21 protein-coding genes are annotated in these 23,927 nt (G+C 70.9%); 12 read left to right on the forward strand and 9 right to left on the reverse strand.

Annotated elements, in window-relative coordinates; genetic code table 11:
* Positions 1 to 639, forward strand: a 639-nt coding sequence (locus Q1N79_RS18785; protein ID WP_300610681.1) for a hypothetical protein, incomplete at its 5' end; no start/stop codon positions are given.
* Between the two features lie 41 nt (positions 640 to 680).
* Here the strand turns inward: Q1N79_RS18785 and Q1N79_RS18790 are convergent.
* Positions 681 to 1,253, reverse strand: coding sequence for a nitroreductase family protein (locus Q1N79_RS18790; protein ID WP_300610682.1), 573 nt, complete (start codon positions 1,251 to 1,253; stop codon positions 681 to 683).
* Positions 1,254 to 1,315: 62 nt separating this feature from the next.
* Between Q1N79_RS18790 and Q1N79_RS18795 the strand changes: the two genes are divergently transcribed.
* The 7 genes from Q1N79_RS18795 to Q1N79_RS18825 all read left to right on the forward strand — a co-directional run bounded on the left by Q1N79_RS18795 (position 1,316) and on the right by Q1N79_RS18825 (position 7,398).
* Entirely contained in the window at positions 1,316 to 1,852 is a 537-nt protein-coding gene (locus tag Q1N79_RS18795) for an XdhC family protein (RefSeq protein ID WP_300610683.1), read from the forward strand.
* An 80-nt stretch (positions 1,853 to 1,932) separates the two neighbouring features.
* Positions 1,933 to 3,105, forward strand: coding sequence for an ATP-binding protein (locus Q1N79_RS18800; protein WP_300610684.1), 1,173 nt, complete (start codon positions 1,933 to 1,935; stop codon positions 3,103 to 3,105).
* Complete coding sequence (locus tag Q1N79_RS18805; protein WP_300610686.1) at positions 3,098 to 4,222, forward strand: hypothetical protein; 1,125 nt, start codon at positions 3,098 to 3,100, stop codon at positions 4,220 to 4,222. The genes Q1N79_RS18800 and Q1N79_RS18805 overlap by 8 nt, the downstream gene beginning before the upstream one ends.
* A complete protein-coding gene (locus Q1N79_RS18810; protein ID WP_300610688.1) occupies positions 4,192 to 4,881 on the forward strand; it encodes a response regulator in 690 nt (229 codons plus the stop codon). The genes Q1N79_RS18805 and Q1N79_RS18810 overlap by 31 nt, the downstream gene beginning before the upstream one ends.
* 88 nt (positions 4,882 to 4,969) lie before the next feature.
* Entirely contained in the window at positions 4,970 to 5,566 is a 597-nt protein-coding gene (locus Q1N79_RS18815; protein ID WP_300610690.1) for a hypothetical protein, read from the forward strand.
* Between the two features lie 256 nt (positions 5,567 to 5,822).
* Entirely contained in the window at positions 5,823 to 6,164 is a 342-nt protein-coding gene (locus Q1N79_RS18820; RefSeq protein WP_300610692.1) for a hypothetical protein, read from the forward strand.
* Between the two features lie 139 nt (positions 6,165 to 6,303).
* Entirely contained in the window at positions 6,304 to 7,398 is a 1,095-nt protein-coding gene (locus tag Q1N79_RS18825; RefSeq protein WP_300610694.1) for a hypothetical protein, read from the forward strand.
* An 89-nt stretch (positions 7,399 to 7,487) separates the two neighbouring features.
* Here the strand turns inward: Q1N79_RS18825 and Q1N79_RS18830 are convergent, their stop codons facing one another.
* The 3 genes from Q1N79_RS18830 to Q1N79_RS18840 form a co-directional block, all read right to left on the reverse strand.
* On the reverse strand, positions 7,488 to 8,450 hold the full coding sequence (locus Q1N79_RS18830; RefSeq protein WP_300610696.1) for a hypothetical protein: 963 nt from the start codon (positions 8,448 to 8,450) through the stop codon (positions 7,488 to 7,490).
* A gap of 123 nt (positions 8,451 to 8,573) precedes the next feature.
* Positions 8,574 to 9,341: a maleylpyruvate isomerase family mycothiol-dependent enzyme gene (locus Q1N79_RS18835; RefSeq protein WP_300610698.1), complete on the reverse strand. Its 768-nt coding sequence runs from the start codon at positions 9,339 to 9,341 to the stop codon at positions 8,574 to 8,576.
* A 24-nt stretch (positions 9,342 to 9,365) separates the two neighbouring features.
* Positions 9,366 to 9,821, reverse strand: coding sequence for a MaoC family dehydratase (locus Q1N79_RS18840; protein ID WP_300610700.1), 456 nt, complete (start codon positions 9,819 to 9,821; stop codon positions 9,366 to 9,368).
* A 129-nt stretch (positions 9,822 to 9,950) separates the two neighbouring features.
* Here Q1N79_RS18840 and Q1N79_RS18845 point away from each other — a divergent pair, with 129 nt between their 5' ends.
* Positions 9,951 to 11,735, forward strand: a complete 1,785-nt coding sequence (locus tag Q1N79_RS18845; RefSeq protein ID WP_300610702.1) for a hypothetical protein — start codon at positions 9,951 to 9,953, stop codon at positions 11,733 to 11,735.
* A 156-nt stretch (positions 11,736 to 11,891) separates the two neighbouring features.
* A complete protein-coding gene (locus Q1N79_RS18850) occupies positions 11,892 to 14,045 on the forward strand; it encodes an anthranilate synthase component I (protein ID WP_300610704.1) in 2,154 nt (717 codons plus the stop codon).
* Between the two features lie 173 nt (positions 14,046 to 14,218).
* On the opposite strand, the gene Q1N79_RS18855 is transcribed toward Q1N79_RS18850, so the two are convergent.
* The 4 genes from Q1N79_RS18855 to Q1N79_RS18870 all read right to left on the reverse strand — a co-directional run bounded on the left by Q1N79_RS18855 (position 14,219) and on the right by Q1N79_RS18870 (position 21,042).
* Positions 14,219 to 16,642, reverse strand: coding sequence for a M1 family aminopeptidase (locus tag Q1N79_RS18855; RefSeq protein WP_300610705.1), 2,424 nt, complete (start codon positions 16,640 to 16,642; stop codon positions 14,219 to 14,221).
* Between the two features lie 245 nt (positions 16,643 to 16,887).
* Positions 16,888 to 17,208: a tyrosine-type recombinase/integrase gene (locus tag Q1N79_RS30740; protein WP_367185100.1), complete on the reverse strand. Its 321-nt coding sequence runs from the start codon at positions 17,206 to 17,208 to the stop codon at positions 16,888 to 16,890.
* A 796-nt stretch (positions 17,209 to 18,004) separates the two neighbouring features.
* Entirely contained in the window at positions 18,005 to 20,506 is a 2,502-nt protein-coding gene (locus Q1N79_RS18865) for a Tn3 family transposase (RefSeq protein ID WP_300610745.1), read from the reverse strand.
* Positions 20,503 to 21,042 (reverse strand): DUF4158 domain-containing protein, encoded by a 540-nt coding sequence (locus tag Q1N79_RS18870; protein ID WP_300610709.1) that lies wholly within the window; start codon positions 21,040 to 21,042, stop codon positions 20,503 to 20,505. The genes Q1N79_RS18865 and Q1N79_RS18870 overlap by 4 nt, the downstream gene beginning before the upstream one ends.
* Before the next feature lie 209 nt (positions 21,043 to 21,251).
* Between Q1N79_RS18870 and Q1N79_RS18875 the strand changes: the two genes are divergently transcribed.
* Positions 21,252 to 21,380 carry a hypothetical protein gene (locus Q1N79_RS18875; protein ID WP_300610711.1) on the forward strand — a complete coding sequence of 43 codons (129 nt, stop codon included), beginning with the start codon at positions 21,252 to 21,254 and terminating at the stop codon, positions 21,378 to 21,380.
* Positions 21,381 to 21,416: 36 nt separating this feature from the next.
* On the opposite strand, the gene Q1N79_RS18880 is transcribed toward Q1N79_RS18875, so the two are convergent.
* On the reverse strand, positions 21,417 to 22,145 hold the full coding sequence (locus tag Q1N79_RS18880) for a TetR/AcrR family transcriptional regulator (RefSeq protein WP_300610712.1): 729 nt from the start codon (positions 22,143 to 22,145) through the stop codon (positions 21,417 to 21,419).
* A gap of 93 nt (positions 22,146 to 22,238) precedes the next feature.
* Between Q1N79_RS18880 and Q1N79_RS18885 the strand changes: the two genes are divergently transcribed.
* The gene (locus Q1N79_RS18885; protein ID WP_300610713.1) at positions 22,239 to 23,918 is read left to right on the forward strand and encodes an MFS transporter; all 1,680 of its coding nucleotides are present in this window, start codon (positions 22,239 to 22,241) and stop codon (positions 23,916 to 23,918) included.
* The last annotated feature ends 9 nt before the right edge of the window (positions 23,919 to 23,927 follow it).

The following is a 23,927-nucleotide window of genomic DNA, read 5'->3' on the forward strand; positions in this document are numbered from 1 at the left end:
ACATTCAGCTATCACGACAGCAACGGCGACTCGCTGACGCAAACGTACTCTTTCGGCACGCCGGTGCCCGAGAGCCAGCTCCCCGACATCGCCCAGCAGGCCGCCGGCTGCGAACTAGGGCTCGGCTCCGATACCAACGAAAGCGCCAATCTCGTAGTACCGGTTACGGTAACGACCACGCTGAATTCGGACGTGGACACCAACGCCAGCTTCGATTTTGTGGGCTCCTCGATCATTCCGGGAGGCAACGGCACCCAGCCGCTGCCGCTGGGCGAGACATTCGTCTACAACACCTCGCAGGGTTATATCTGCACCGGTGAAGGCGACGACAACGGCACTACGATCAGCTTGAGCCTGACACAGGGATCATCCGCCGAAGTCGATGCGTGGATAGTACTGAATGGCGCGATCTCCCCGGACTATCCGGACGGTAATCCGGCGGCCATCGGGCTGACCGGCATCTCACCGCAGATCACTCCGGGCTTCAGCGAGGCTGGCAGCAGCACGCTGACGGCCAGCGGACCGGCAGTGTGCACGGGAGGCCAGCTCGACACCTCCGGCTCACTCAGCATTCTGCTGCACATCGGCGGCACGGTCTACGGCTCGGAGGACTGCGACAGTCAGGCGTCGTCCGGTTAGCGGCGAGACGCCTGACGCGGCCGCCGCCCGGCGCGGTCGCATCACCAGTGGCCGTAGCGGACCATCTCGTCGAGCCGCCTTCGCCGGGACCGCAGGTCGCGCGCCTTCGGCTCGGCGTCGTAGCCGACCGCGATCGCGCCGATCGGCTCCTGGTCGTCGGGCACCCCGAACGCCGCGCGGAACTGCGGCACCGCCGGCGGAACGATCCCGAAGTACACCGCGCCCAGCTTCTCGTCCGTCACGGTGAGCAGGATCAGCAGCGCCGCCATCGCCGTGTCGATGTGCCAGAACGGCACTGGCCAGCGCGCCTCGTCCCGGTCCGTCCAGCCCTTGTCGGGGAGCGCGTAGCGGTCCAGGTAGACGCGCTTGCACGACATCGGGACGATCACCAGCGGCGCCGTCTGGGCCGACGGGTCGACCGCCTCGCCGGCCACCGCCCAGAACTTCGGCAGGTCGTCGCCGGTCAGCACCAGGAACGACTGCCCCTGGGAGAATCCGGCCGACGGCCCGCGCACCGCGTTGCCGAGGATGCGGTCGACAGCCTGCTGGGGCACGGGCTCGCTGGTGAACGTGCGCACCATATGCCGCCGCTGGACGACTTCCTGGAACTCCATGAACTCTGACCTTAGCGCCAGCCCGCGTGGCCAAGACCGCAGGGATGTTGCAGACTGGCCGTATGGCTGAAGAGATCGACCCCTGCTCGGTGGCACACGGGACGGCCCCGGCCGCCTCGACAACGGCGCCGGCGAAAGCCGAGCGCACGCTGGTCGCGGTGTTCGCCTCGCCGGTCTCCGGGTTCCTGCTTCGCTACGGGGCCGATGCCGGGTTCGGCGGCATGCTCGTCGAACCCGACCCGGACCGCGCGGCCGGGGCCAAGATGGCGGGCTTCACCGTGCTCGGCGACATGCCGGAAGATCTCGAGGGAGCCGACGTCGTGGTCACCGACCACCACCGCGAAGAGCTCGGCGCGGTGCTGCGCGACGCCCTCGCCACCAAGGCCCGCTGGATCGGCGTGATGGGCAACCCGCGCCATCCCGCCCCGCACATCCCCGCGCTCGAGGCCCTCGGCGTCGCGCCTGGCGACATCGCCCGGGTACACCGCCCGATCGGCCTGAACATCGGTTCCCGCACCCCGCCGGAAATCGCGATCGCGACGCTCGCGGGGCTGATCGCCGACCGCAACTCCCGCCCAGGCGGGTTTTTTTTGAAATAATTATCCCGAACGGTCCCGGCTGACTCCCGGACCGCCATGTCCCCCCTGCACGTGGCTGGCCTCACCTGGGAGGCAGTGGCATGCGACTACCGCGACCGGCGCCCGGCCAGCCGGCGACGACGCTGCGGCCCACGCGTGCCGCGCTGGCACGGATAGCCGCGGTGCTGCGCTGCGCGGTCGCGGCCGCGGCCGGGATCGCGGCGGTCCTCGGCGCGGTGGCGCCGGTGTCCTGGGCATGGCTCGGGCCCGCGCTGGTGCTGCTGTTCGCCTGGACGCCGGTTTACGCGGCGGTCGCGTGGACCCGGGGCCTGCGGCCCTGGCTGATCGGCGCCGACTTGTGCGTCGCGGCGGCGCTGGCGCTGGCGGTCGGCCACCTGGTTCCCGCCGCGACGCTGGCGGGGACATCGAGCTGGGTCGCCGTCATCGGTTCGATGACGGTGGTGTGCGCGCAGCTGACCGGCACCCCGGTGCTGTCCGTTCCGGCCGGCCTGCTGGTGGTGGCGAGCCTGGTCGCCGGCCAGCGGATCGCGCACAGCCCCGACGGCGGCCTGATGGCACTGCTGACACAGACGGCCCAGGTACTGGTGGCGGCGGCGGTCACGGCCGCCGCGATGCGCACCGAGCGGACTGCGGTCGGCGCGTTCGAGCGGCTCCAGGACACCCGGGCCTTCGCGGCGCTGGAGGCGGCCAGGCGGGAGGACGAGCGCGCCCAGCTGCGCCTGGTGCACAACGGTCCGCTGACCACGCTGACGATGGCGCTGCACAGTGCCGGGCAGGCGCCGGGCGGCACGCTGCGGCGGCGTGCCGCCGCAGCGCTCGAGGCGCTGCCCGCGCTCGCGGCCGGCCACGACGCCGCGGCGGCCGGGGACACCGGCGTGCGGCTCGACGAGCGGCTCTCCCAGGTGGTCGTCTGGTATGAGCCGCCGCTGCGGATCGCGGCCGGCCTGCACCCCTGCCTGGTGCCAGCCGCAGTCGCGGACGCGTTCACCGGCGCGGTGTCAGAAGCCCTGGAGAACGTGGTGCGCTACGCGGGGACGGACCGGGCGGTGCTCACGCTGGCCGAGGAACACGGCACGGTCCGGGTCGGGGTCAGCGACGCCGGCCGGGGTTTCGACCCGGCCCGGCAGTCCGGGTACGGCTTCGGCGTGCGCGAGGACCTGGCCGGCCGGATGGCCGCCGTCGGCGGCACGGCCGTGGTGCGGTCAAGCCCCGGCGCGGGGACGGCCGTCGACCTGGAGTGGCGCCGTGGCTAGCTCCTCGGCAGCGGACGTCGAGGAGCACTACACCCGCGGCGGGCTCTGGATAGCGATCATCGTCATGGCCGGCTGGCATGTCGCCGCGACCGCGCCGGTCGTTATCGAGGCCTGGCTGGCCTACGGCCTCCTCCGGTCAGGTGCGCTGATCTGGCTGGCATTCGCGGCCGCCGGGACGGTCAGCGCGGTGACCCTGCTGCGCGGCATCGGGCCGCGCGTGGCGCTGCCGTGGGCGATCTGTATCGTCCTGCTGGCCGGAGAGCTGGCCGACACCCTGGTCGCGCCAGGCGGGTTTTTCGGCAATCACGACTTCGGCTTCACCTCGGCGGGCTTGTTCGGCCTGGTCGTGCTGTGGCGCCGGCCCTTCGCCGAGTACCTCGCGTTCCTTGTCGCCGACGCGCTCGTCGCCCTCGCCGTGCTGATCCTGCTGGGGGAGGCCACGCGCGCGCATCTGGCCGGCCTGATCGTGGTCTGCGCCGGGGGCGGCGCGCTGCCGATCGCGATCTACGTCGGCGTCAGGGCGGTGGCCGCGACGGCGCGGCGCGCCGCCGAGGCCGAGGACGCCGCCGCCCGGTCCAGGAACGCGCGGCTGGCCGCCGAGGCCGTGCAGGCCGCCCGGCGGGCCCGGTACGAGACGATCCGGGCGACCGTGGTCCGGCTGCTCGACGGCCTGGCCGCGGGCTCGCTCGACCTCGCCGCCGACCAGACCCGGCAGGAGATCGCGGTCGCGGTGACCCGGCTGCGCCGGTTCCTCGTCGAGTCAGACGACGTGCCCGACCCGCTCTCGCACGAGCTGCGGGCCTGCGCCGACGCCGCCGAACGCCGCGGCGTGGCCGTGGACCTGATCGCCGCCGCCGGCACGATCCCGATGCTCCCGGTCGGCACCCGCCGCGCGCTCACCGAGCCGGTCATCGCGGTGCTCGCGGCCACGGCCTCCCGCGCCCGGATCACCGTGGTCGCCTCGGCGGCGGAGGTGGCGGTCGCGATCGTCGCGGACGCCCGGCTGGCGGCGCCGATCGCTTCCGCGGGCGATTCGGTCCACTGCGACGTGGACGAGGAGGGGGGACAGCTATGGGCGCAAGCCCGGTGGACGGTGCAGTCCGCGTCGCTCTCGTAGAAGACCAGGACGTGGTCGTCGAGGGGGTGCGGGCCTGGATCGCGGCCGACCCGGCAAAACGGGCGGTGGTGATCGCGGACGGCAAGACGATTGAAAAGGCCCTGGCCGGCCCGGGCCGGGACGCCGACGTGGTGGTCCTCGACCTCGAGCTCGGCGGGGAGACCGGCGGCGGGCTGGTCACCGGCCGGGTGGCCGGCCTGTGCGACGCGGGCTACCGGGTCGTGGTGTTCTCCGTGCACGTCGAGCCGCTGATCGTCCGGACCGTGCTGCAGGCCGGCGCCTGTGCGTTCCTCGACAAGAGAACCGAGCGCGCGCAGTTCGTCGACACGATCGCCGCCGTGGCCCGCGACCTGCCGTTCGTCACCCCGTCGATGGCCGGCGGCCTGCTGCACGCGGTCCGGCTCTCGCAGCGGGAGCGGGAAGCCCTGCAGTACCTGTTCCAGGGCATGGACCACGCCTCGATCGCCCGGCGGCTGAAGAAGACCAGCGGCGACCCGATCAGCGCCGCCACCGTCAAGCAGTACATCGAACGCTCCCGCGCGAAGTTCGCCGCGGCCGGCCACCCGTGCCGCTCCCAGTTCGCGCTGCTCGCCCGCTGCATGGAACTGGGCCTGATCCGTCCCGAAGAGATCGACGACTACCGCCCCGGCGACTTCTGAGCCCCAATCGTCGCCGGTACGTCCCCCGCAGTGTGATCCCCGCACAGCGGTCATGCGCGGCCAACCCGATCGCCTCATGCTGCTAAACATGAAAACGGTCAAGACCGTAATAGCTGCCTTCGCGGTAATTCTCGCGGCCGCCCTCGCGGGGTGCGGGTCGTCATCTTCACCGCCATTCGCAACATCGTCTTCGGCGGGGTCCGTGCCGCAGGGCCAGGAATCGGCCAATGCAGCAGCGAAATTGCCTTCCGGGCAGGGCCAGATATCACTCCAGACCTATGGGACCGTTGGCCCCACCGGGGGGCCCGACGCCGGACAGATAGTCACCGGGACGGTGGACGGCCTGCCGTTGACCGCGAGGGGAATCCTGAGCGACGACTGGAGCGACTTCTGCTTCGGGAACAACGGCAGCACGGCGACCGGCACGCTCGGCGGCATTTCCTTCGATGTCACGCTGGCCTGCGGCGCAGGTGCCGGCGGCGAAGGTCCTTATGTCCAGACGTTCACCGGCGAATGGGGCGGGCAGCCGATCAGCGTGACCGCGACGTCCGCGATAAGCGCTGACGGCACGACCACCACGACAACGCTGTCAGGAACCATCGGTTCGCAACAGGTGACTGCCACAGTCCTGTCGAGCGAGGGCACTGCGCACAATCAGGTCACAGGCACGATGACCGTCTCGTGATCGCCCACACCCGATCGACAGCAGAGGAGCCGGCTCGTGCGTCGCCGTCGGCGGATACATGACGGCATCTGGTGCTGTTGCGGGGCTCATCGAGACGCTCGCGAACGGGGCTTGGAAACCAGCTGCCGCACCGATGCCCCGTGGCGCGAAGTCGTTGCAGCTTCTCGATGCCGCCTGCCCTGCGGCCGGCTCCTGCGGGGCGGTCGGGCAGTACGCCACCGGCAGTGACGACCTCGATACCAGCACAGTTCGCGACGTGATCGAAACCCTGGTGAACGGAACCTGGCACCCGGCCGTGACACCGCAGCCGGCTGGCTCTCCTGGCCCGTTCGGCGGGTTTCTTGCGTGGGTGGCGTGCCCGGCACCTGGCTCATGCGTAACCGTTGGCGGCTACTACACCCACACTGGCCCGGCCGCAGATGCGAGTCAGCCCCAGATCGACACGCCGGCGGGCGGAATCTGGACGGCGACGCCCGGGGCGCTGCCTGCGGACGCCGGGACGAAGGACCAGATCGGGGCCCTCTACGACGTGGCCTGCACGCAGACGGGGAACTGCGTGTCGATGGGCATCTATGCCGCGGGCGCGAACACTCGATAATCCGCGTCAAGGCGACTTCTCGGCCCATACCGTCACGGACCACGACCTCTGCGCTGTGATCCCCGCATAGCGGTCATGCGTCCGGCGGGTCCGGCCGCCGATGCTGAAATCCGAGCGCTGACCTGGGTGACCGTCTGCGGTGGCGGCGGTTAGCGCGTGGGAACTGGTCATGGGCGACTTCATCTACGGCTTCCTGATCGGGCGGGTCATCGGCGGGATCTTCGTTCTCGCCTGCAAGATCGTGTGGTTCTTCCTCCGGATCGCCTGGTGGCTGAGCGTCTTCCTGCTGCTGTGGATCGGGGCCGGGGTGGTGTTCCTGTTCCGTGGCGGTCGGCGCGCCCGGGAGGACGCCGAGAGGCTCGGCCGTTACCTTGACGACGGCACGGGCTGGCAGGACGAAGCCTCGGGAGACGTCTACCCGCTCAGCGGGGAACGGGAGCGCTGCGAGATCCACGCAGTGGAGGCGGGCACGTACTGGCGGCGCACGGCGATCTCCAGGCTGCTGCGCGGCGGGGCGATCCTGCGGTACCGGTTCGCCGCGCTGACCGACGCCGGATCCGGCAGACGGCGCGGGGCCGCCGCCTGGTGCGAAGCAATCGGACGGCCTGGCGTGAAGCGACTCATCGCCGTCGGTGGTCGCGGCATGAGGATGACGCGGGGCGCGGCAGCGGCTGTCGTGCTGGCCGCGGTGCTGCTGGCAGGGGCGGCCGTCGCGGGCTGCGGCGCGTCTGGCACCCTCCCGCAACAGGCCGCGACCGGATCGTCCGCGCCGGACGTCGCGCCGTCATGCCTGGGCAACACGGCGATCGTGCCCGGCAACTGCACCCCGGAACAGGCCGCGGACGGCTACTTCCAGAGCCAGCTGGCCGGCAACTGGACGCAGACTTGCGCGTATGTCGTGCCGAGCGGCCAGGGCGCCTGCCAGCAGGCCGCGAGCTCGGCGGACATCGGTCCGTTGACCGGGAACCTCGCGGTCGGCGCCGAGATGATCCAGGGCGCTGAGGCAATCGTGGGGGCGGCGGGAAGCCTCTGCTCAAGTAGCTGCGACTACTCGACCCCCGCAAACATTGACTTCCCGTCTGGGTATGGCAGCGCGTTCACGACCGCCTACGCGCAGACGATATCGACCATGACCAGCCCGGGCTCGAACTTCAGCCCGCTGCCGTGCCTGGAGGTGGACGGGCTCTGGTACGTCAACATCCCCGGGCCGCTGGGCGGCTTCCCCTGGTCTTAGCAGGTACCGCCAGCCACCCGTCCCGGCTGGCGGCGGCCGGCACCTCGGGGGCATCGCCGTACCGGCACCATGACCGGCTCCTGGCGGGACTAGCCGAGGGCCGCGAACGCGACGATCGGGAGGCGGGGGCGCTCCCGGCCCTTCTCGATGGAGGACCTGAGCTCGTCGTAGACGGCGGGCCAGTCGTCGTCGATGCGGCTGGGCGCGAAATGGTGCGGAAGGATGCCGTGCTTGAGCATCCGGCTGTGTTTGGCGTCGGTCCTGAGCCAGCCCGCGCGGTAGAAGTGGTACTCCTGGGAGTCGATCTCCGCGGCCACGCCGGCGTCTGCCCACCAGGCGTCGACCTCGCCGATGTCGGTGCCGTCGGCCGCGCGCAGGAACGCGTTGTACGCCGGCGGCGGCAGATCCGACCGCTGGATGCGCTTGCGGAAGCGCACTTCGGCGACTGACCGGACCCCGTCACTGACCTCGGCCAGGGCGGCGCGCAGGTGAGCGCTGTCGCGGGCGGATCCCCGCTCCAACTCAAGGCCGATCTCCGCGATCGAGCAGGCCTGCTTCTGGACCGCCTCGGCCACCGCGGCGCGGACGTCGTCCAGTGCGGTGAACCCGTGCGCGGCGTCGGCGACCGCCCGGGCGGCATGAGCGAACCGGATCTGGCCAGTCTGATAGGTCCGCGGCATGTGCCTGGTCCGGTGGATGCGCACGAACCCGGTGCTCTGCCGTTTGACGGCCCAGGGTATAAGGACGTCGATCACGTCCGGCCCGGGGGAGCGCAGCCGGTGCAGCCGCAGCGCCGCGGGCCCGGTGATCACGCTGTCTGCCCCCGCGTACAGCAGCGCCGCCACGTGCCGCTGCTCAGCGGTCGGCTTCCCGGTCACCGTCAGATAGACCCCTGGGAGAAGCTTCTGCCACTTCCCGCCGGATCTGCACCACACCGTTACCGTGCTGTCCGCAATCCCGCTCGCCAGCGCCTGGCCGCGAGTGATCACCTGATGTTGTGCGGCGAGGATGCGCCGCAGCTGAAGCTCGTCGAATACTCTACGTTTCGGCATAAATACACAGTGTCACGAAAAGCGGCGTAGGCCGCAAACTGGCATGCCTCTTGCCAGGCGGCGGGGTGGGCGCCGGGTCCAAGGCCCCGCGGCAGGCCACCGTGACCACAGGGATCACAGCGGTCACAAGGCGGTCTTCTCCTGCCAGGCGTCGAGCAGCGAGGAATCTCCGAAGACCGTCAGGCGCGGATCCGACGGCGGAATCCGGCCGTAGGTGAACAGCAGCAGCTCCGCTACCGGGCCGCGGACCGCCGCGGTCGCCTTCGCGTGACCCCGCGACCACGTAACCCCGCCAGCGGAAGGATCGAAACGGACCAGCCATTCACCGGCCCAGTCGCTGGCGTGCAGGTGCAGCGACTGCCCGGCCGGCAGCGAAGCCAGGTGCTCCGCCGGCCTGCTGGCGGCCGGCAGGTTCGCCAGGAACTCCTCGATCCCGTCCGCCGCGACCACCGGGTCGACGGAGGGAACCGCGCCGAGGGCGATCTGCGCGTCCGCCCTGTGCACGGTCGTCTCGTGCAGCATCCGCCGCGCCCACCAGCCGGACAGCCGCGGCGGCCCCCAGGTCCAGACCGCCGCGTCCGGCCCGGCCGAGCGCAGCACCGACGTCAGCCGCGCCGCGCCGGCCGCGAGCCAGTCAGCGTAGGCGGCTTCCGCGGCGGGCAGGCCGACGTCAAGGTCACGCGGGTCGAGCCGCGCGCCGGAGCGGGTCGCCACGATCTCCGTGGCCCACCGGTGGATGATCCCCGTGTGCCTGACCAGCCGCGCGAGCGTCCACCCGGGGCAGGTCGGCACCGCGGATGCCGGGTCGGCCCCGGCGACGACCAGAGCCATCCGGGAGATCTCTGCCCCGGCCCGCTCGCAGAACCACTCGTGATCAAGCGCCTCGCCCACCGGGCCAGGCTACAGCCGGCCGGCTCAGGCGTAGAAGCGCATGACGGCCTCAAGGACGCAGACCGGCTTGTCGCCGCCCTCGCGCTCGACGACGCCGCCGACAATGAGCTGCAGCCCGCCCGTCACCTCTTCCACGTCGACCAGTGTGGCGGTCAGCCGGATCTTCGAGCCGACGGGCACCGGAGCGGGGAAGCGAACCCTGTTCAGGCCGTAATTCACCGCCATTGTCGTGCCGGTGACGGTGAGCACCTGCGACCACATCGGGACGAATAGCGACAGGGTGAGAAAACCGTGCCCGATCGGGCCGCCGAACGGGCTTTCCTTCTTCGCCCGCGCCACGTCCACGTGGATCCACTGGTGATCATCGGTGGCGTCGGCGAACGTGTTCACCCGCTGCTGGGTGATCTCGAACCACTCGCTGGTGCCGAGCACGGACCCCTTGAGGGACGGAAGTTCGGCGAGCGAGACCGTGGTGCTCATGCGTTCATCTCCTTATCGCGGGTGCGACGTTACGATAAGCGTTCCCGCGGGGGAGAACAAGGCGACAGGGGTTGACCGGAGGGATACTCCGGATTGTGATGGAAGCACGGAATGCGCTCTCCTGGCGGGGTGTTCGCACGGGTAGGCGGGATAGCAACGATGGGCGCGGGATTTGCTGCCGAGGGGTTCCTTCGGCATAGGGCACTGATCCTCGTCGCGGCGGGCGGCGCCGCGGCCGAGGCGGGGTTGCTCACGCTCTTGGCGCCGGCCGCCCGGCCGGTCGCGCCGCAGGCCACCGCGCTTCCGGCGCTCGCGGCCTACCACGACCTGCGCTGGCTGTTCGCCGACAGGCAGTCCTGGCTCGGGTTCGCCGCCATTCTCACCGCGGTGCTGCTGGTCAGGTCGGCCCTGGACACGGTGCTGCTGCGCCTGGCCTGGCCGCGGGAGCTGCGCGCGCCGCGCCTCAGCCGCGCCTTCTGGTCCTGCATGGCGCTGACCGCGGTGGCGTGGCTGCTGCTCTCGCCCGCGGTCACGCTCGCGTTCGGGGTCGCGGTGCTCCCGTTCTCCTGGCCGTTCATCGCCGCGCTGCCGATCATGCTGGGCATCGCGGCCGCGCTGAGCCACGGCGGAGTCATCGTCGCCTGGTGGCACCGGCTGCCGCCGGTGCGCGCCATCTTGTGGCTGCTGGCCAGCTTCGTCGCGCTCTCGGCAGCCGCCGCGGTCATCGCGCACCTGGGCACCGCCGCCGCGCTCGGCGTCACGGCCATCACCGGCCTGATCAACGCCCGCGCCTGGTACGGGCTCGCGGGACTGGCTTCCCGGCTGCACCCGCGCACCCACGAGTCGGTGCCTGCCAGGCTCCTGTTCGGCCTGCCGCTGGCCCCGCTGGCCGCGGTCATGGTGCTCGCCCTGGCCGTCGGCGTCGCCCGGCTGATGTTCACAGGAACGATCCAGCTGCCGAGGGGCTCGGTCGCGAGCACGCCTGTCGCCGCGAACCTGATCGGCGGGACAGGCGGGCCCGCCGGAGCGTCCGGCCAGGCCGGAACCGGAACCGCGGCAGGGACCGGAGCAGGAACCGGAGCAGGGACCGGAGCCGGAGCGCAGCCCACGTCCACCGCCGTCGTGCTCGTGGTCGGCGGCTGGGGCTCCTCCTGCTGCAACGCGGCGAACGGCCTGCGTGCCGCGATGCCCGGGGCGACCATCCGCCAGTTCTCCTACGCGGGGCTGTCCGCCGACGGCATGCCGCTGCCCAGCGGCCCCGCCGCGGACGACCTGCCGCTGCCCGTGCTCGGCGACCGGATGGCCGCCGAGCTGATGGCGCTGTACGACCAGACGCACCGCCCGGTGGACGTCGTCGCGGAGAGCGAGGGCACGCTTGGCGTCTACGCGATGCTCGACAGGCACCCGGGCCTGCCGGTCGGCTCGGTGGTGCTGCTCAGCCCGATCGTCGAGCCAGGCCAGCTGAGCTATCCGCCGGCGTCCGATCCCGCCTCGGTGTCTGAGGATGCCCTGGACGAGCTGAACCGCCTGGTCGGCGGCATGTCGCCCTACGGCCCCGGCGGCGCGCAGCACCTGCTCAGCTCGGTTAGCGAGTTCGGCGCCACGTACTTCCGCGACGTCGTCACGTCCAGCGGCACATCGCTGCGCTGGCTGGCCGTGATCCCGCTCGCCGACGCGCTCACCCTTCCGGTCTGCACCCTGCCCGCCGACGTGGTCGTCGTGCCCGCGTTCCACGGCGGCCTGCTCGGGGACGGTCGTGTGCTGCCGATGGTCGCCGCGTTCCTGTCCGGCCGCCCGGCGACCGAGCAAAGCCAGGGTCAGGACCAGGACACGCTGCGCATCGCCGCCGAGGTCATCACCGGGGCGGCCACCGCGTGGCGGATGCCAGACACCAGCTCCGCGTGCCCCGGATGAAGTGGTACGCTCGGCCTCGATGCGAACTTCCCGTGACCTCCAGTGGTGGCGCCGTCCGTAGGCGGTGCCCGCTGCTGTGTCTGAAGCGACCGCCCGGAGACGGCGGTCGCTTTCGTATCTCCCGCCGCTGACCGGGCCAGATAGAGGGGCCCACAGGTGGACACCACGACTCTCGTGACCGGCGGCGGGGTCACGATCACGCGCACCGCGCAATCGTTTGACCCGGCCGAACTCGCGCGGCTCGCCCAGGCCGTCGACCGGCGCCGCGGCGGGGTGCTGAGCTCGGGCATGGAGTACCCGGGCAGGTACAGCCGCTGGCACCTGGCCTACGTGGACCCGCCGATCGAGATCGCCGCGCACGGCAGGTACGTCACGGCCCGCGCGCTCAACGAGCGCGGCCGGGTCATCCTGCCGGCGGTCGCGGAGGCGATGCGCAAGGCGGGCTACGAGCAGCCGACTGATAACAGCAACAAGCGGGCCGTCGCTATCCCGGAGGGCGAAGGGACGTTCACCGAGGAGGAACGCAGCCGCCGGCCGACGGTGTTCACGGCGCTGCGGGAGATCGCCGCCGCGTTCAGCTGCCCGGATCCGCACCTGGGACTGTACGGCGCGTTCGGCTACGACCTGGCGTTCCAGTTCGAGCCGGTGCGGCTGCGCATGGACCGGCCGCCCGGGCAGCGTGACCTCGTGCTGCACCTGCCTGACGAGATCTACGCGCTGGACCGCCGCCGCGAGGAGGCGATCAGGTACCGGTACGAGTTCACCGTCGGCGGGGTTTCCACGGACAACCACCTGCGGGAGACCCCTGACACGGAGCAGCCGCCCGGGACCGTTCGGGACATTGTCATTGAAAATCCGACCCCGGGCAGGTACGCGGCGATCGTCGAGCGCGCGAAGGAGCGCTTCAAGTGCGGCGACCTGTTCGAGGTCGTGCCGAGCCACGTGTTCCGCGCGCGGTGCGCCTCGCCCGCCGGCTTCTACGAGCGGCTGCGGGAGCGGAACCCGGCGCCGTACGAGTTCCTGTTCAACCTGGGCGGCGGGGAGCACCTGGTCGGCGCCTCGCCGGAAATGTACGTCCGGGTGACCGGGGACCGGGTGGAGACATGCCCGATCTCCGGCACGATCGCGCGCGGCGCGGACCCGCTCGAGGACGCGGCGAACATCGTCGCGCTGCTGCGGTCGGCGAAGGAGGAGTCCGAGCTGACCATGTGCACGGACGTGGACCGCAACGACAAGTCCCGTGTGTGCGTGCCCGGCAGCGTCAACGTGATCGGGCGGCGGCAGATCGAGATGTACAGCCGGCTCATCCACACGGTCGACCACATCGAGGGGCGGCTGCGGCCCGGCTTCGACTCCCTGGACGCGTTCTTGACCCACATGTGGGCCGTCACGGTGACCGGCGCGCCGAAGACGTGGGCGATGCAGTTCATCGAGGACAACGAGGACGCCCCGCGGCGCTGGTACGGCGGGGCGGTCGGCAAGATCGGCTTCGACGGCTCGATGAACACCGGGCTGACCCTGCGGACCGCTCACATCACCGGCGGTGTCGCGGCGGTCCGCGCCGGCGCGACGCTGCTGTACGACTCCGACCCCGCCGCCGAAGAGAGCGAGACTCACATCAAGGCGCGCGCTCTCATCGAAACCCTCCATGATTCAGAACGATCCCTCCCGCCTGTCCAGCCCTCCGCTCCGCCCGTCTTCGCCGAGCGCCCTGTCCGGGTGCTGCTCGTCGACCACCAGGATTCGTTCGTGCACACGCTCGCCGACTACTTCCGCCAGCACGACGCTGACGTGACGACGCTGCGCGCCGGGTTCCCCGCCTCGATCCTCGACTCGCGCCAGCCGGACCTGGTCGTGCTGTCGCCGGGGCCGGGCCGCCCGTCGGACTTCAAGTGCGGCGAGCTGCTGGCCGAGCTTGACGCGCGGGGCCTGCCCGCGTTCGGCGTGTGCCTGGGGCTGCAGGCCATGGTGGAGCACGCAGGCGGCGAGCTCTCGCTGCTGGCCGAGCCGCAGCACGGCAAGCCGGGGCAGATCATGGTCCGCGCCCGCACGTCGCTGCTCGCGGGGCTGCCGCCGGAGTTCACCGCGGCCCGCTACCACTCGCTGTACGCGCAAGAGGCGGCCGTGCGGGGCGGGTTCGCGGTGACCGCGACGACTCCGGACGGGGTCGTGATGGCGATCGAGGACGACGCGGCGGGCCGCTGGGCGGTCCAGTTCCACCCTGAGTCGATCCTGACCGCGGCGGGCCGGTCCGGCCACCAGGTGATCGCCAACGTGCTGGCGCTCTGCCGCGCCCGCCTCGCCGGCTAGCGCGCGGCCCGCGCGGCTCGCGCGGCGGGGGCGGCGAAAGCTGGGGTCCTGGTAGCACTGAAGAAATTTCCAACGGATATAGCACTGACCTGCGATAACTAAAGATTTCACTGATACGGGTAAGAGGTCACCTGGATGGAGGCGGCTGGACAGCGCTCACATGGCGGTGCCGGCTAACGCTGTCGGCGGGCGTCGAGACGACGGCGCATGATCGTGGCCTGTTCGGCCACGGCGAGCCGCAGGATGTCATCTGACGGCTTTGCGGCGTTCGCCGCCTCGATGGTTGCCTCGGAAATGAGCGTTGCGGGAAACAGCAGGCGGCTCAGCCGTGACTTTGACTGCTGCTTTCTGGTGACGAGCGCGGGGAGGGCCTCGGTGAGGTACCTGCCGCGGTAGCCGGCCATCAGTTCCTCCTGGCCCGGCACCCAGATGCCTGTGGCGCATGCGCGCGCGATCCTGGCCGGCTCGCCGGGGGAGAGGGCCGCGGCCCAGGCGGCTTGCTTCGCTGCCGGGTCCGGTTGCATGGCTAGGCAGGTTGCGCGGTTCACCTCGCCAGTGACGGGGTCTAGGCGCGGCAGGGCGTCGATGTCCTGCGCTCGGGCCAGTCCGCGGGCCGCGAGCGTGAACAGGATCCGGGCCCGCAGTTCGGCGTCGAGGGCGAGCCCGTCCGGGAGGTCCTTTCCGGTCAGCCAGGCGCCGAGGACGGCGAGCTGCTCGTCGGCCTGCGCGCTGGCGGCGAAGCCGATCGCGAGCTTGCGCGCGTCTCCGGCTGCGGTCCGGGTCGCGTCGGCGATCTGTTCCCTCAGGGCCGCTCGCTGGCCCGGCGGGGCCCACGCGTCGGCGGCCTCGGCCGCGCGGCTGAGCAGCGCCTCGACGCCCGCCTCGGGCAGGCCGCCGGCCTGCAGGCGCCGGCAGGCCATGTCGGTGAACTGCGCGGCCGGCAGCTCCCCGCTGGTGACCAGCAGCCAGAAGCCGTTCCAGCAGACCGCCTCGCTGAGCGGGTCGCCCACCTGGCAGGCGGCCGCTGTGAGTACCCGCGCGGTCTGGGCGTCGAACCCGGTCCGCGTGTAGGAGAGGTCCTGGTCGTTGAGCACCACCGCGTCCGCGTCGGCTAGCCCGGGCACTACGGTCCGTTCCGCTTCGAGTTCCGCGTGCACCAGGGTGCGGCGATGCAGCTTGCCGTCGCCGTCCAGGTCGTAGAGCCCGATGCCGATTCGCTGCCGGCGCGGTACGTCCTGGACCACGGCGCCGTCTTCGTCCAGCCGGACCGTGGTCGTGCCCTCGGCGCGCAGCCACTGGTCCGCCCAGCCGGCCAGGTCCTGCCCGCTGGCCCGGGACCAGCAGCCGACCAGGTCGTCCAGCGTCGCACTGCCGAAGGCGAACCTGGTCAGGTAGTCGGTCAGCCCCCGGAGCAGCGCGTCGTCGCCGATCAGCGCGGCGAGGGCGCGGATGACGCTGGCTCCCTTCACGTACAGGATGCCGAACGGCTTGTCCCGGCCCCGCGCCGCCGTGCTCACCGGAGACGATACCGGCTGCCGGCTCGGCAGCTCGTCCGCCTTGTACGCCGCCGGCTTGTCCGTGTAGGCGAACCCGGTCCACGACAGCGATTCGCTGACCCCGGCGACCGCGGCCAGCGCGGCGTACGACAGGTAGCTCGCAAGTGCCTCGTCCAGCCATACGTCGTCCCACCACTGCGGCCCCACCAGCGCACCGAACCACAGGTGAGCCACCTCGTGCGCGCAGACCATCGCGCTGAACTGGTCGCCGGCGTCGTCGGGCCGCCCGAGCAGCTTCTCGTTCACCACCATCAGGCCGGGAACCGACAGCGCCGTGGCGGCCAGGTCCGGCATGAACACGATGTCGTACGCGGGGTAAGGGCATGGTACGCCGAGTCTTCCGGCGTACCATGCGACGGCATCACGGGCATAGCCGGCGAACCGGGGCAGGGGAGCCACTGCTGTCCGGCCGAGCAGCGAGTGCCGGTGCCGGACGGTCACTTCCGTCCGGGCCGCCTCGGTGCGCGCGGCGGTCGAGAACGGCCCGGCGCAGAACGTCAGGTCGTACGGTCGCATCCCGCTGACCGGCGTGAACGTGCACACGTCGCCCTCGCGCCGGGCGAGCTGGCCGTTGGCTACGCACTCCCAGCCGTCGGGGACGCGCACCGAGAACCGGAACGTCGCGGTCAGGTCCGGCTGGTCAAAGCAGCAGAACACCTCCGGCCCGCAGTCCGGGTAGGAGAACGCCGTCACGTAGCTCGCACCGTCCGCAGGGTCGGTGAACCGGCCTAGCCCTCGCCCCTCCTGCGAGTAGTCGGCCTCGGCCTCCGCCACCAGGACCGCCTGGTCGCCGCCGTCGGCCCGGCTCAGCCGCAGCCGGCCGTCCTGCGGTGGCGGCAATGGCACCCCGTCGAGCGTCACGCTGCGCACGCCCTGGGTGCGCAGCTCAGCGAACGTGCTCGCGTCTGGCCGCAGCCACCGGAACCGCACTTCGGTCCTGGAGAGCACCGGCTCGGCCGTCAGGTCGAGGAAAACGTCATACGACTCGACATCGATAGCCCGGGCCCGGTCAAGCGCCTCATCCTGCGTCAGATCAGCCACCCAGCGAGCGTAACGCGGCCGTTGGCAACGGCGGACATTGAATCACGGAATCACGGGGCTGCCTCCCGCGCCTGCGGCCTCGTCAGCACTCACAATCCGTGCTCGGGATGCTCACCGGCCCTGCCTGGGTGTCCCCGAATTTTTCCGGTTGGGGTGCCCTTAACAAACGTGTCACCCGGGCTAAACGGGGGTGTTCAACCCCGGGCGAGCTGGGCTTTCTGCGGTACTCGCGATGTGGGCGCGGATCAGCTGCGGCGGCGGGGGCTCGATAGCGTTTCGGTGGCCGCGTGGACGGCGGCGAGGCCTGGCTTGACGTAGCGCTGGACCGACCGCAGGCTCTTGTGCCCGGTCTTGGCCATGATCACGCTGGCGGAGACGTTGGCCTCGCCGAGGTGGGTGGCCGAGGAGTGCCTGAGCTGGTGGAGCCGCAGTCCGTCGGCGTAGCGGGCGAGCAGGATGCGGGCGCGGTCGTAGCCCAGCCGGGCGCGGCCGGTCTCGGGGCAGATGTCGCGGGGGTCGGTGGTGGCGGTGCGGTGCGGGCCTGGCCGGTGCTCGGACAGGAACAGCGGGCCGTTCGCGCCCGGCGATCAGGCGGGGCAGCAGGTGCGCGGTGTCGGTGCCCCAGGTGATCCACATGGTGTCGCCGCCCTTGACGGTGACCCGGGCTTGCTTGTTGGGCAGGTCCAGGTCCTCGACGTTGAGCGCCAGGACCGCGCTGGCGCGGCTGGCGGACTCGTAGAGCAGCCGCCACAGCGTCTTCTCCCGCAGCGGCACGTCCCGGCGGCGGCAGAGCCGGTCGATCCTCGACCGGGACACGGCTTTCGTGTAGTCATTGTTCTCCCGGCGCCGCTTCGCCGCGGCCGGGAGCGCCGGCGCGGTCCAGTGCTGCGTGTCAGCGCACCAGGTCAGCCACGACCCGACCGCAGCGCGGTTGCGGTTCCAGGTCGCCGGCTTCGCACCGCCCCAGAGCATGGTCAGCGCGCCGGCGATCTCGTCATCCGGTACCTCGGCCAGCCTCCGGCTGGCGCCGATTTCCTCGCCGACGCGGTCAAGCACGCTGGTGTAGGCGCGCAGGGTGTTCTGGTTCGCCCTGACGTCCGGGGCGTCCAGGAAGCCGTCGATCGCGGCGCGCACGGTCGGGCCCCCAGCCTCCGCCGGCCGCTGCCTGCCTCGCTGGGCATCCAGTTTCGCTACGGTCGCCGCCACCGTGACCCCTCTCCGCAGACCTACCGGATAACGTGCACGAGTCGCGCGTCCGGCGGGGTTACGGTGCCGCTGGTCGCCGCTCCTCTTCACGGGTCAACCTACCGGATAACAGCCCGTTATCACGTACATGACCACCGGACCGCGGGCCATGGCGTGTCAGGCGAGGCCGAGGTCTTGTAGCTGAGCGGCCCGGAGCGGGCGCCAGCCTCCGCCGTCCAGCTTGGCCAGTTCCGCCTCGACGTCCACGTTGATCACGCCGAAGAAGTTGACGTTGTCGCTGTGGCCGGGCGAGATGTGAGCTAGGACTTCGTCGGGGACTGACCGGCCCTGCGAGCGCAGTTCCAGGACGGCGCGGGAGTAGTACTCGGTGGTCCAGGCGACGACGGCGTTGGTCAGCACGGTCAGACACCATGCCTGCTCGGTCTGCTCGGCCGGGTGCGCCCGGGTGATGGTGCCCTGCTGGGCGTAGTGCAGGTCGCGGCGCAGCGAGTGCAGGGACTCGCCCTTGTTGAGCTGCCGGGAGATCTTCCTGCGGTACACCGGATCCGACAGGTACCTCGCCGTGTGGATCGTCCGGCGCAGCATCCCCCACTCCTTGAGCGCCGCCGCCAGGGTGTTCTGGCGGGAGGACGCAGACCACTTGCCGACGATCAGCGACGCCGTGGCCTGCCCGTACTTCAGCGAGCCCGCCATCCGCAGCAGGTCCGGCCAGCACTCTTCGATGAGGGCCTCGTTCCAGCGGGCGCCCAGCAGCGGCCCGGCGTGCGGGTATGCCTTTCTTACCTCCGTCGGGGTGTCATCGCGCACCAGGGTGACGCGCGCCAGGTCCCGCATCCTGGGGGTGAGGGCCTTGCCCACCAGGTCGAACAGCGCGAAGTTGATCAGCGTGGCGCCGTGGGTGTCGGTCGCGTGCTCGGCGACCGGCAGGTCGGTGGCGTTGCCGAGGAAGTCGTCCAGCACGAAGTGCGCCTCCCGCGCGGTCGGGACGATGACCTTCGTCCCGTAGGTGGACCACTGGTCGGACACGTGGGTGTAGGTCGACAGGACCTGCCCGCCGTGGATCACCATGTTCCGGGCCGTGACGGACTTGCCCCGCACAGGGAACCGCTGGCCGTCGGAGGACGACATGACGCCGCCGCCGAACGCTTTAGACAGCTCCAGGCTGTAGTGGTGGTTGACGATCACGGTGTTGGCGTCACGGAGCGTGTCCTCGCGGACGTACCACTCTGTTGTCCACGCGAGCACGTCGTAGGACACCCCGCAGGCCTCCGACATGCGGGCCAGCCCCAGGTTGGTGGCCATTGCGATCAGCACGGCCAGGATGTTCCGCTTGGTCTCCGCGGACCTGGCCAGCTTCCGGCCGCCCGCGTGGGTGAAGCAGTCCAGGAATCCCGTCCGGGCGTCGAGCTCGATCAGCAGCGAGGCGATCGGCGCGAACGGCAGCATGCCGGCCAGCTCGTCCTTCAGTTCCCTGGCCTCCGCCGGGATGTCCTCGGCCGGCAGAGGCGGCACCACCAGGTGGCCGTCGCCGTCCAGGCGGACCGCCCCGCGGTCACCGGGCAGGGAGCCGGCGAGGGCCGACTCCATCTCGGCGAGCGCCGCGTGCAGTTCCTCTTTTCCCTGCTCCAGGGCGCGCGCGGCGTCTGCGGGCTTGCCGACCAGTCGGCAGTACTCCTCGTGCCTGGGTGCCCACTGCCGGGCCGTGTACAGATAGGTCGAGGGGTCGGCGTACCGGCGCGATCCGGGCACGAACACGTCGCCGGAGCGCAGCCCGTCCCGCAGGCACAGGGTCACGCACAGTTCCCAGTAGTGCCGGTAGGCGGTGTCCTCCCCGCTCTTGCGGGCCTTCTCCAGGTAGCCGGCGTACTTCGCGGGCACGAACCCGGTCGGCGCGCCTGCGGGGACTTTCCGGCCGCCGAGCCGGTTCATCTCCTTCAGGATGGCCACGGCCTCCATCAGCTCTGCGGTGCCCGGGCCGCCCTGGAAGTCGATCACGGCCAGCACGTTCGGGGTGAACTGGCGCAGGTAGGAGTAGGAGGAGTCCAGCTCCGACAGCCGGCCGTGGTCTTTCGGCAGCGGTTTCCAGGAATCGGAGGTGATCTCCCGCAGCCGCTGCATCCCGATCTGGTCCCGCAGCCTGCCGCCGACCTGCTCGTCCGGAACCGACGGGTCGGCCAGCACCGGCAGGATCACGTCCATCAGCAGCTGCCGGGCCTCGCCCTTCCTGGCCCGCTCGGCCAGCGCCTCCTCCGTCCTGGACTTGGCCCGGGACTCCCGGGCCGACACCGCCTGGTCGAACAGCGCCACGACCTCGTCCAGCTGGTCCACCGCGGCCTGCGCCACGAACGCCAGCAGGATCGGGTACTTGCGCTCCTTCCGCCGTTCCAGCCCCTGGTTGGTCGACCGGCGTGCCACCTGGGCCAGGAACCTGCGCCGCTCGTTCGGCAGCGCCGACAGGTCCATCTGCGGGGCATCGATGCCGCGGAACCAGGCCAGCTTCTCGATCGCGGTCTTCACCGACGACGCCGAGGCGTCCCTGGCCGGGCTGTTCAGCCACTCCAGGCGGGTCATTCCCAGCCCCGCGTCGACCCGAAGCATCCGGTCCAGGTCAGCACGCACCTCGCCGGTCAGAAGGTGCCCGACGAGCTGTGCCGTCAGGTCACCCGCCCCTTGCGGGCCGTCCCGATCATCTTCGCCAGCACGATCGCGCCGGGCCGGATCACCTTGGCCGACGCCAGGTACTCGCGGGCCAGGTTGAACAGCAGCGTCGGCGAGTCGTGCTCCATGGCCCGGTCGAGGAGGAACTGCTCCAGCTCCTTCATCTCCTCGCTGCCGACCGGGGCGGTCTTCCACCCCAGGTACTCCGCGACCATCGCCAGGTGATCCGAGCGGGTCTGCGCGCGCCGCCCGTACGACGACAGCGCCGCCGGGTCAACGCCCAGCCGGTCCGCCAGCCGGGCCACGGTCGCCGGCGGCGCCGAGCGCACGTCATTAGGCACGAACCCCAGCCACGGCAGCGTGCACAACTGAACCAACATGCCCAGCCTGTCCGCCGCACCCCGCCCTCGCCCTGTATCGACGAACGCGACATCCCCCGGCGTCGGCGTGAAGTACCGGACCAGCTCGTCCCTGCTGATCTCCGGAAACGAGCGAAGCTGCTCCAGCTGATCCTCGGAGAACATCTTCTCTGACAAAGGCCACCTCGCGCCCGTACCGAACCGAATAGGAACAGAACGTAGCCGTGAAGGTCAGGGACTGTCAGTGAAACTCTCGTTATCGCAGGTCAGTGCTATATCCGTTGGAAATTTCTTCAGTGCTACCGGGACCCCAAGCTAGTCCGGGCGAATTGGCGTGAATTACTGTAATTCACACGATCCGCCACGATCCTTCTCGGAGGCTCACCGTGAAAACTGCCCGGAAGATCATTTTCGCAATTCTTATCGGCCTGTCGCTGTTCGCCGCCGCCTCGGCGATCACTGCCACCACGCACAGCGGCGCCGCGACCATGGTCGAGTACGCGCTCAACGGCTAGGCTCACGCGGTACCCCGTAGGCCGGCCCCGGCCGGCCTACGGGGTGGGGGCGACCGGGGCGACCGGGGCGGGCGGGGCGACCGGCCAGGGGCGGGCGGCGAGCACCGCCAGGTGCAGCGACACGAGCGTTCCCTCCAGCCGCGGCAGCGCGTGCGTCTGGCCGCCGTGCACCCCGAACCGCACCAGCTCGGCGGTCGCCCCGGCGAGCCCGAGGTAAGCCTCGTCGGGAACAGCGGGCCATTCCGGGTGGCGGGCGCGCGCCCGGTGGTGCCACCTCGCGGTCATGTCGGCGAACCGGCGGGCCGCCGCGTCGAGCCGTTCGATCGCCCGCGGCCCGGCGGCCGGCATATCCACGTAGAAGACCCGGGCGAAGGCCGGCTCGTCGGCGAGAAACTCAAGGAACGCGCGGAACCCGGCCTCTAGCACGGTCTCATCGGCGGTGCCCGCGGGCAGCGCGCGGGTCGCGGTGACCACCCGGCCGGCCATCAGCTGCCGGCCCTCGCCGGTGGCCGCGAGGAAGCAGTCCTCCTTGTCCGCGAAGTGGACGTAGAAGGCGGCCCGCGACACCCGCGCGCGGCGCACGATGTCGGCGACCGTGACGGCCGCGTACCCGGATTCGGCGACAGCGGCGATCGCGGCCCGGCGCAGCCGCTGCAGCTGGGACGCCCGGACATCCGGCGCCGGGAGGCGGCTGCGGCCTCGCGGCAGGCCAGGTTTCCCCTCGTGCGTGCGGGCGAGCGTGCCCGCTTGCGTGGCGTCCGGCATGGGCCTAGAGTAACGGGAAAATTCCTAAAGTACGAAAACGTACTTTAGCTGTGCGCACGTCAGTGACGACGTGGTGCGAAAAGGGGTCGCAGGATGACAGCAACGGTGCAGGGCAGTCCGGCGGCCAGGCCGGTGCAGGGCCTCTGGCGGCGTCAGCTCCACCACTACCCGAACACAGGGCCGCGGATAACCTACCTGGCGATCGTGGTGCTCGCGACGATCGTGCTCTACTACCAGTTCTACATCCCTGGCGCGGTGTCCCCGGCGATCATCGCGCACTTCGGGATGACGTTTAACTACTACGTGTACATCATCGTTGTCGCCAACGCGGTGGGTGCCTTCGGGTCTCTCGCGGCGGGCCTCGCCGACCGGTGGGGCCGCGCCAACCTCGTCGCGTACGGGCTGGTCATCACCGGTGCGCTGATTCTGTTCGGTGTGCCGAACGCGCCCAACGAGCTGACCTACGCGATCCTGTTCGCGGCGGTCGGCGTCGTCGAGGGCATCATCCTGGTCGCGACGCCGGCGCTGGTGCGGGACTTCTCCCCGCAGCTCGGCCGGGCCTCTGCCATGGGGTTCTGGACCCTCGGGCCTGTCGTCGGCAGCCTGGTGGTCGCCGTCGTGTCCAGCAACACGCTCAGCCACCTGGTGGCGTGGCAGGACCAGTTCATCATCTGCGGCATCGTCGGTCTCGTCGTCGCGGCGATCGCGGTCGTCGGGCTGCGCGAGCTCTCCCCGCCGCTGCGGGACCAGCTCATGGTGTCCATCAGGGACCGCGCGCTGATCGAGGCCAAGGCCCGCGGACTGAAGGTCGATGAGCTGCTGCACCGCCCGTGGCGCCAGATGCTGCACCTGGACGTCATCGGCTCGGCGTTCGCGATCGCGGTGTTCCTGATCTTCTACTACACGGCGGTCGGCTTCTTCACCGTCTACTTCGCCGCGCTGCACGGTTACTCGCTGTCGACGGCCAACAGCCTCGGGAACTGGTTCTGGGCGTTCGACGCGGGAGCGCTGATAGTGGTCGGGATCCTCTCGGACATCGTCCGGGTGCGCAAGCCGTTCATGGCGTGCGGCGCCGTGGGCGCGATCGTGATGACGATCATCTTCCTCAACCTGGGCAGCGGCACGGGGTACAGCACGTTCGCGATCGTGATCAGCTTCCTTGCCGTCTTCCTCGCGATCGCGTACGCGCCGTGGATGGCGGGCTACACCGAGACCGTCGAAAAGCACAACCCCGCGCTCACCGCGACCGGCCTGGCCATCTGGGGGTGGATCATCCGGGCGGTGATCGCCATCTCGCTCCTCATCCTGCCGGCCGTGGTCGGCTCGATGACGCCGCTTGTCACCTACGGCCCGACGGTCACCACGCTGTCGGTCAAGTACGCGCCGGAACTGGCCACGCTCGCGGCGATCTCTCCCAAGACGCAGGCCGCGCTGGCGGCGAACCCGACCGCGGCGGCCCCCGCGGCCGTCGCGGAGATCGCGACGGCCTTCCACATCGGCCCGGCCGCCGCGACCGCCCGGTTCACCGCGCTCGGGACCGTGCCCACATCGGACCTGGCGTATATGAAGGCGCACGGATCGCAGGTCGTCACCGCCGCGGCGGCGGCGCCCGGTGAGTGGAGGAACTGGTGGTGGGTCTGCGTCGGCGGCCAGGTGCTGTTCCTGCCGCTGATCCTGCTGATGGCCGGCCGCTGGAGTTCGCGCCGCGCCCGCAAGGACGCCGACGAGCACGAGCGCCGGGTGCAGGAGGAGCTCGCCACCCTGGAGACGTGAAGCAAGCCG

The organism is Trebonia sp. (assembly GCF_030042015.1).
In the GTDB taxonomy this organism is placed as follows: Bacteria; Actinomycetota; Actinomycetes; order Streptosporangiales; family Streptosporangiaceae; genus Trebonia.